The 7645-nt window shown below is 69.1% G+C and carries 9 protein-coding genes; 6 read left to right on the top strand and 3 right to left on the bottom strand.

The window, feature by feature from the left end:
* Positions 1–33: 33 nt before the first annotated feature.
* Positions 34–753, bottom strand: a complete 720-nt coding sequence (locus TR33_RS02610) for a hypothetical protein (protein WP_042281128.1) — start codon at positions 751–753, stop codon at positions 34–36.
* Positions 750–1280, bottom strand: coding sequence for a SigE family RNA polymerase sigma factor (locus TR33_RS02605; RefSeq protein WP_014913082.1), 531 nt, complete (start codon positions 1278–1280; stop codon positions 750–752). The genes TR33_RS02610 and TR33_RS02605 overlap by 4 nt, the downstream gene beginning before the upstream one ends.
* A gap of 340 nt (positions 1281–1620) precedes the next feature.
* Between TR33_RS02605 and TR33_RS02600 the strand changes: the two genes are divergently transcribed.
* The 6 genes from TR33_RS02600 (at position 1621) to era (ending at position 6676) form a co-directional block, all read left to right on the top strand.
* Positions 1621–1971 (top strand): histidine triad nucleotide-binding protein, encoded by a 351-nt coding sequence (locus TR33_RS02600; protein ID WP_014910486.1) that lies wholly within the window; start codon positions 1621–1623, stop codon positions 1969–1971.
* A 265-nt stretch (positions 1972–2236) separates the two neighbouring features.
* Positions 2237–3331, top strand: coding sequence for a PhoH family protein (locus tag TR33_RS02595; protein WP_042281125.1), 1095 nt, complete (start codon positions 2237–2239; stop codon positions 3329–3331).
* Between the two features lie 137 nt (positions 3332–3468).
* Entirely contained in the window at positions 3469–3966 is a 498-nt protein-coding gene (ybeY, locus tag TR33_RS02590; RefSeq protein ID WP_014911437.1) for an rRNA maturation RNase YbeY, read from the top strand.
* Positions 3963–5357 carry a hemolysin family protein gene (locus tag TR33_RS02585; protein ID WP_014911378.1) on the top strand — a complete coding sequence of 465 codons (1395 nt, stop codon included), beginning with the start codon at positions 3963–3965 and terminating at the stop codon, positions 5355–5357. Before ybeY ends, TR33_RS02585 begins: the two co-directional genes overlap by 4 nt.
* On the top strand, positions 5354–5698 hold the full coding sequence (locus tag TR33_RS02580; protein WP_014910533.1) for a cytidine deaminase-like protein: 345 nt from the start codon (positions 5354–5356) through the stop codon (positions 5696–5698). The genes TR33_RS02585 and TR33_RS02580 overlap by 4 nt, the downstream gene beginning before the upstream one ends.
* A 9-nt stretch (positions 5699–5707) precedes the next feature.
* Positions 5708–6676 (top strand): GTPase Era, encoded by a 969-nt coding sequence (gene era / locus TR33_RS02575; protein ID WP_014909919.1) that lies wholly within the window; start codon positions 5708–5710, stop codon positions 6674–6676.
* A 106-nt stretch (positions 6677–6782) separates the two neighbouring features.
* On the opposite strand, the gene TR33_RS02570 is transcribed toward era, so the two are convergent.
* Positions 6783–7565: an IclR family transcriptional regulator gene (locus TR33_RS02570; protein ID WP_017534185.1), complete on the bottom strand. Its 783-nt coding sequence runs from the start codon at positions 7563–7565 to the stop codon at positions 6783–6785.
* Positions 7566–7645 lie beyond the last annotated feature (80 nt).

Below are 7645 nucleotides of genomic sequence, written 5' to 3'. Positions count from 1 at the left end.
CGTACGACCGTGTCATGACACGGACCGTCGCGGTCACTCGACGGTGACGTTGTCCTCTTCGGAACCTCCACCGCCGCTTCCGCCGCCGTTCCCGGAACCGTCGCCGTTCGGCGACTCGTTGTCCTCGGGCTCCTTGTCCGGGTCGGAACCGGGGTCGGTGCTCGGAGAGCTCGGGTCGGCCGTGGGCTCCTTCTCCGGATCGCAGTCGCGATCCTCGGGAGAGGAGGAACCCTCTCGGTCCCTCTCCCTGTCGGAACCCGAGGGCGAGGGGGAGGCCATGTCCGTGGGACGGCAGGAGGCGGCGGACTCCACCTTCTCCTCGTCCGACCCCTCCTCGGCGTCGGGGCTGGGCGAACCCTCTCGGTCCTTCTCCGGCTCCTCCGAGGCCCCACCACCCTCGATGGCGGGGTCGGACTCGTCGGACGTCGCCACGACGTCGCCGTCGCGTTCCTCGCCCGCCACCGGAGGCGTACCCTCACGATCCGCGCCGGCGGGGACCATCTCCAACACCTGGTCGCGCACCTGGGGGCTGGAGATGATCACCGAGGCCACGATCAGGACCGCCGCCGCCACCGCGGCGACCGGACGTAGCCAGGGAAGGCCGAACCAGGACGAACGCCGATGCCGCTCGGTGCGTTCACGGATCAGGTTGAGGCCCTCGGCCGAGGGCGAGACGGTGTCCGCCTCCGCTTGGAGCATCCGGCGGAGCTGTTCCTCGAACTCCAGGTCGTTCTGGTCGTTTGGACTGCTCATGTGGTCTGCTCCAGTGCAGAGCGGAGCGCGGCGATACCACGGGAGGAGTGGCTCTTGACCGCACCTCGGCTGATGCCCATGGCGTCCGCGATCTGCGCTTCGGACAGGTCACCGTAGTACCGGAGCACGATGGCCTCTCGCTGACGAGTGGGTAGCTTGCGTAGGGCCCTGATGACCGCTTCGCGTTCCATCAGGTTCATGGCGCCGTGCTCGGCGCTGGGGGCGTCGGGTAGGGCCTTGGGGGCGTGCTTCTCCACGACCGCGCGGTGGCGCAGGACCGACCTGGCCTTGTTCACCACGGCCTGACGCAGATAGGACAGGGCCTTGCTGGGGTCCCGTAGACGGCGCCAGGCTCCGTGCATGGCCACGAAGGCGTCCTGAACGACTTCCTCCGCGGTCGCATGGTCCCGGACGAGAAGCGCGGCCAGCCTGACGAGGGGGCGGTAGTGCTCCCGGTAGAGCTCCGTCACGGCGTGGTCGGCGTCCCACTCGACCGCGAGTGGCGCCGTGGTGGCTCCGGCCACCATGGTTTCTGTCGTCACGTCAGTTCGACGCACACCCTTGTCGCGGGGTTTACGAAAGGGCATACCTCTTCTTTTCCAGGTAGACGCGCGTTCCGATTCGAAGGGGCCCGATCCGGTCGAAAGGCGACGAGATCGGCGCTCATGACGCGCACGGACAGAAAGCCTATCGTGTCGCCGCTCGCGGCCGTCGAGGGAACGGAGATCGGCCCGGTTGCGGAAAGGTTGAGAGTTCATCTCCCCGGCCGGAACCCTGCGACCGACCGATCCCTGCGGCATCATGGTGCCCGAACGCACCCGGAGGGCCCGACGGAGAACGGTCGGGCCGAGCGACGGAAGGTACGCGATGGTCGACCCCGACTGCCTTTTCTGCAAGATCGTGAAGGGGGAGGTGCCCGCGGACATCGTTCGCGAGACGGAGCGCACCCTCGCCTTCCGCGACATCAACCCCCAGGCCCCCACCCACGTCCTGGTGATCCCGCGCGAACACCACCGTGACGCTGTCGCGGCGGCCATCGCCGACAACGGCCTGCTGGACGAGATCGTCCGTGAGGCCCACCAGGTGGCCGAAGCCGAGGGCATCGCCGAGACCGGCTACCGGATCGTTCTCAACACGGGCCCCGGCGCCGGACAGACCGTCTTCCACCTCCACGCCCACGTGCTCGGCGGCCGCGGTCTCAACTGGCCCCCCGGATAGACGGTGACCGGTTCCGCCCGGTCCGGCCCCTTCGACACCGTCGACGAACGCCCGTCCGGCCCGGCGGCCGCCCGTTTTAACCGATCGTGCCCGCCGGGCCCGCGTTGGTAGAATCGAACCAGGGCTCATCGGTCGCTCCGGGTGTCTCGAACACCCGTGGTGACCACGGCGGCGCCGTCGACCGACCTCGGTGCCGGGCCCGGGACAAGCCCCCGCCGTGGGGTACGTGACCGAAGGGTAAGGACAGCGGCCGCAAGGCCACACCATGGCCGAGTCAAATCACGCGCACCAGGACCAGGAGACCCAGGTCAAGGTCGTGGTGCCGGACGAACATACGATGGTCGGTCTGCTCGGCTCGGGAGACGAACTCCTCCGGGCCCTGGAGCGGGCCTTCGACAGTGACATCCACGTCCGCGGCAACGAGTTCACGATCACGGGCACCCCCGAGGAGACCGCCGTGGTGGTCCGCCTCGTGGAGGAGCTGATCGAGCTCGCCAAGAGCGGCACGCACATCACCCCCGACACGATCGGGCGCATGATCCACATGCTGCGCTCGCCCGGGAACGAGCGCCCCGCGGACGTGCTCACCACCAACATCCTGTCGAACCGGGGCAAGACGATCCGCCCCAAGACGCTGAACCAGAAGCGCTACGTCGACACCATCGACCGCAGCACCGTGGTCTTCGGCATCGGCCCGGCGGGGACCGGTAAGACCTACCTGGCGATGGCCAAGGCGGTCAAGGCCCTCCAGGACAAGGAGGTCAACCGGATCATCCTCACGCGTCCGGCGGTCGAGGCCGGTGAGCGTCTGGGATTCCTTCCGGGCACCCTCTACGACAAGATCGACCCCTACCTGCGGCCGCTCTACGACGCCCTGCACGACATGTTGGACCCGGACTCCATCCCCAAGCTGATGGCCGCCGGCACCATCGAGGTCGCCCCCCTGGCGTATATGAGGGGTAGAACCCTTAATGACTCGTTCATCATCTTGGACGAGGCGCAGAACACCTCGCCCGAGCAGATGAAGATGTTCCTCACCCGGCTCGGCTTCGGCTCCAAGATCGTGGTCACCGGTGACGTCACCCAGGTGGACCTGCCCGGTGGACAGACCAGCGGGCTCCGGACCATCGAGAACATCCTGCGTGACATCGACGACATCGCCTTCTGCCGATTGAGCAGTGAAGATGTCGTCCGGCACCGGCTCGTGGGCCAGATCGTCGACGCCTACGGTCGCTACGACGCGGCCCAGGGCGTGAACGGCGACGGGGCCGGCCGGTCCCGACCTCGGCGTGGACGGCGCCCCTCCGGCGACATCCCGTGTACGGACCGCACCGAGGACGGCCCGGACCGGGCAGACTGAGAGGACGTACGGATGACACCGGCCGGTGGGCCCGCCACGTGCGGGCCCACCGCTGTCGGTACGGCGTCCGTTCTCCGAAGAACGTCCGGCGGCCCGTCCCGCCGATCACCACCGACCAAGTGAGGCACCCGCAACCGATGAGTATCGACGTCGCCAACGAGTCAGGCGTCTCCAGTGTGGACGAGGAGAGGCTCTCCCGTCTGGCCCGGCACGTGCTCGACGCCATGCGCGTCCACCCGTTGGCCGAGCTGTCCGTCGTGCTGGTGGACGAAGGCCCCATGACCGATCTGCACGTTCGCTGGATGGACGAGCCCGGCCCCACCGACGTGCTCTCCTTCCCCATGGACGAGCTGCGTCCCGGCGGCCCCGGCCGCACCAGCGACCCCGGTGTGCTCGGTGACGTGATCATCTGCCCGCAGGTCGCGGAGCGTCAGGGGGAGAAGGCCGGTCACGGCACCGAGGCCGAGATCGACCTGCTGTGCACCCACGGCATCCTCCACCTGCTCGGCTACGACCACGCCGAGCCCGAGGAGCACAAGGAGATGTTCGGTCTCCAAGGCGAGATCCTCGCCGCCTGGCGTGAGCGCGAGGCGGCCGGGGAGAGCACGTCCGAAGGGGACGAGACCGCCCGATGAGCGCCTCACTGTGGCCGGACCCCGCCTCGATGGGCGGGGCGGAGCCCTGGGTGTGGATCGTGGCCCTCGCGGTGGCCCTGGCCCTCACCGGGATCGCCGGTTTCCTGGTGGCGGCGGAGGTCGCCGTCACGAGGGTGATGGCGGTCGGCATGGAGGCGACCTACGGTGAGCGGGCCGTCAAGGCGAGCCCCGCCTGGGAGCGGGTCGCCGCGGACACCACCGCCCACCTGAACACGCTGTTGTTCCTGCGCGTGGTGTGCGAGGTCTGCGCGGTCCTGGCGGCCGCCGTGGGCATGCTGTTCCTGTGGGGGCCGGGGTGGCCCGCGCTGGTGGTCACCGCGCTCGTGATGATCGTGGTGGAGTGCGTGCTCATCGCCGTCACCCCCAGGATCCTGGGCCGTCAGTTCGCCGGGCCCATCGCCAGGGTCAGCGCCACCGTCGTGCATCCGCTCCGGTTCGTGCTCGGTCCGCCGGCCCGACTGCTGGTGGGGGCGGGACGCGCGCTCACCCCGCGTGGAAAGGGCGATCGTGAGGGGCCGTTCAGCAGTGAGGTCGAGCTGCGCAAGCTGGTGGACCTGGCCGAGCGCGGAGAGGTGATCGACGCCGAGGAACGGCAGATGATCCATTCCGTGTTCAAGCTCGACGACACCTCCGTCCGCGAGGTCATGGTGCCCCGGCCCGACATCGTCTTCACCAACCGCGCGGCCGACGCCGACGCGGTCCTCACCCTGGCGCTGGCCAGCGGATACTCGCGGATCCCGGTCACGGGCGAGGACGAGGACGACGTGGTCGGCATCGTCTATCTCAAGGACCTCGTGGAGCGGTTGCGCGATCGGTGGGCGGCGGCCGCCGGTGGGGCCGAGGAGGTTCCGTTGACGGCGGGCGACGTGATGCGTCGTGCCACCTACATTCCCGACACCAAGCCCATCGACGAGTTGTTGCGCGAGATGCAGAAGCAGCGCAACCACGTCGCGGTCGCCATCGACGAGTACGGCGGTACCGCCGGACTGGTGACCCTGGAGGACATCGTGGAGGAGATCGTCGGTGAGATCACCGACGAGTACGACCACGAGATCCCTCCGGTGGAGCGGTTGGACGAGGATCGTGTCCGGGTGACCGCGCGGTTGCCTCTGGGCGAGCTCGCCGAGCTCTTCCCCGACCGGGACCTGGAGGTGTCCGACGTGGAGACGGTGGGCGGTCTGGTGGCGTTCGTGCTGGGTCGGGTCCCGGCCGGAGGCGCCCAGGCGGAATACGCTGGACTCAGACTCACCCTGGAGGGCAAGAGCAGCCGCCGCAACCGGATGACGACGGTTCTGGTGGAACGGCTCCCGGTCGAGGAGACCGAGTCCGAAGGGGACAAGGACAAGCACACGAGGAGCACGGACCAGTGACGGACACGACGGGGCTCGGCCCCGAGGACGGCAAGCTCATCACGCTCGCGCGGGCCTCTCGGGCCCGCAACGCGGCCTCCGAGGGCGCCGCGGTGCGCGACGAGACGGGGCGCACGTACGTGGCCACCACGGTGGACCTGCCCTCGCTCAGGCTCTCCGCGCTCCAGGCGGCGGTGGCGGCGGCGGTCTCGAGCGAGGCCACCGCGCTGGAGGCCGCGGCGGTCGTCACCACGGCCGAGGCCCTGACCGAGGACGACCGCTCGGTGATGGACGATCTGAAGACCCAGGTGGTGGTGATCGCCGCCCCCGACGGGGTGCCCGCGAGCATCACCCGGCGCTGAGAAGGACACATGAACGACCTCGACCTCGAGAAGCTGCGGGTCCCTCTGGAACTCCCCTCCTATCCGGAGGGCTTCCGGAGCGGCTTCGTGTGCTTCGTGGGCCGCCCGAACGTCGGCAAGTCCACCTTGATGAACGCGCTGGTCGGGCAGAAGGTGGCGATCACCAGCAACCGTCCCCAGACCACTCGACGGACGGTGCGCGGGATCGTGCATCGCCCCGAGGCGCAGCTGATCATCGTGGACACTCCCGGGCTGCACAAGCCCCGGACCCTGTTGGGGGAACGGCTCGACTCCCTGGTGCGGTCCACGCTGGTCGAAGTGGACGTGATCGCGTTCTGTCTGCCGGCCGATGAGCCGATCGGCCGGGGCGACACCTACATCGCCAAGGAGTTGGCCGCGCAGACCCGCACCCCGGTGGTGGCCCTGGTGACCAAGGCCGACCTGGTCGACAAGGCGGCTCTCGGTGAGCATTTGATGGCCGTCGACGAGTTGGGGGACTGGGCCGACATCGTTCCGGTGTCGGCGCGGGGCGGCTATCAGTTGGACACCGTCACCGACGTGCTCTGTTCGCATCTTCCGGAGGGGCCGCCGCTCTACCCGGACGGCGATCTCACCGACGAGCCCGACGAGATGCTCGTCGCGGAGCTGGTCCGGGAGGCCGCCTTGGAGGGGGTCCGGGACGAGCTTCCGCATTCGATCGCGGTGGTCGTCGACGAGATGTACGAGCGTGAGAACACCAAGCCGGGCAAGGAATTGGTGGACATCTACGCGTCTTTGTACGTGGAGCGCCCCAGCCAGAAGGCGATCGTGATCGGTACGAAGGGTTCGCGTCTGCGCGACGTGGGCTCTCGTGCCCGTAAGCAGATCGAGGGTCTTCTGGGGCAGCGGGTCTTCCTCGACCTGCGGGTGCGTGTGGCCAAGGACTGGCAGCGCGATCCCAAGCAGCTGCGGAAGCTGGGTTTCGACCAGCAGACCTGAGGATGGACGAGGGGCCCTGGCCGTTTTCGGTCAGGGCCCCTCGTGCTGTCGCGGGCCGGGTCCCGCTTCGCGTCGTCGGACACGGTCCAGGGACGGGCGGGGCGGGTCAGCTCTGGTTGTTGAGGTCGATGGCCAGGACGGTGGCGCAGTTCTGCACGATGGGCGCGGCCCGGTCGACGAAGTCCCATCCCACGCGGGCCTCGGGGCCGGAGACGGAGACGGCCATGCCGGAGGGGGCGTCCTTGACGGGGACGGCGACGCAGCGGACGCCGACCTCCTGTTCGCCGTCGTCGATGGCGTAGCCGGTCTCGCGGATGCGGTGGAGTTCGGCGAGGAAGGCGTCGGGGTCGGTGATGGTGCGGTCGGTGGCGGCGGGCATGCCGGTGCGTCGGACGGTGGCCAGGGCCTCTTCGTCGCTGAGCTGGGACAGGAGGGCCTTGCCGACGCCGGCGGAGTGGGGCAGGACGCGGCGTCCGACCTCGGTGAACATGCGCATGGCGTGGGGTGAGGGGACCTGGGCGACGTAGATGACCTTGTCGCCGTCGAGCATGGCGAGGTTGGCGGTCTCTCCGAGGTCCTCGACGAGTTGGGCCAGGTGGGGGCGGGCCCAGGTGCCGAGCATCTGGGCGGCCTTGTCACCGAGTCCGATCAGGCGGGGGCCCAGGGCGTAGCGGCGGGAGGGGAGCTGGCGCACGTAGCCGTTGCCGACCAGGGTCCGGATGATCCGGTGGATGGTGGGCAGCGGGAGTCCGGAGGAGTCGGCGAGTTGGCTCAAGGAGGCCTCGCCGCCCTGCTCGGCCATGATCTCCAGGAGGGAGAACGCGCGGTCGAGGGACTGGACGCCACCGGGACGACGGGACGTCTCCACGGTGCTGCGGGGTTGGTCCATAGGGGGGGTCTGTGAGGCTGACAAGGGTCGTGCTCCCATGCTGAGGGCCGCTAGGTCACTGGTTCATTCTGCAATACGAA

This window comes from Nocardiopsis alba (genome assembly GCF_000710955.1).
GTDB lineage: Bacteria > Actinomycetota > Actinomycetes > Streptosporangiales > Streptosporangiaceae > Nocardiopsis > Nocardiopsis alba.
Note: the sequence above shows the minus strand (reverse complement) of the source record. Positions and strands in the feature narration are given on the sequence as shown.

Bases quoted from the DNA above. Each gene is read 5' to 3' on its own strand.
- TR33_RS02610 (WP_042281128.1), bottom strand. From the start codon at position 753: ATGAGCAGTCCAAACGACCAGAACGACCTGGAGTTCGAGGAACAGCTC.
- TR33_RS02605 (WP_014913082.1), bottom strand. From the start codon at position 1,280: ATGGTGGCCGGAGCCACCACGGCGCCACTCGCGGTCGAGTGGGACGCC.
- TR33_RS02600 (WP_014910486.1), top strand. From the start codon at position 1,621: ATGGTCGACCCCGACTGCCTTTTCTGCAAGATCGTGAAGGGGGAGGTG.
- TR33_RS02595 (WP_042281125.1), top strand. From the start codon at position 2,237: ATGGCCGAGTCAAATCACGCGCACCAGGACCAGGAGACCCAGGTCAAG.
- ybeY (WP_014911437.1), top strand. From the start codon at position 3,469: ATGAGTATCGACGTCGCCAACGAGTCAGGCGTCTCCAGTGTGGACGAG.
- TR33_RS02585 (WP_014911378.1), top strand. From the start codon at position 3,963: ATGAGCGCCTCACTGTGGCCGGACCCCGCCTCGATGGGCGGGGCGGAG.
- era (WP_014909919.1), top strand. From the start codon at position 5,708: ATGAACGACCTCGACCTCGAGAAGCTGCGGGTCCCTCTGGAACTCCCC.
- TR33_RS02570 (WP_017534185.1), bottom strand. From the start codon at position 7,565: ATGGACCAACCCCGCAGCACCGTGGAGACGTCCCGTCGTCCCGGTGGC.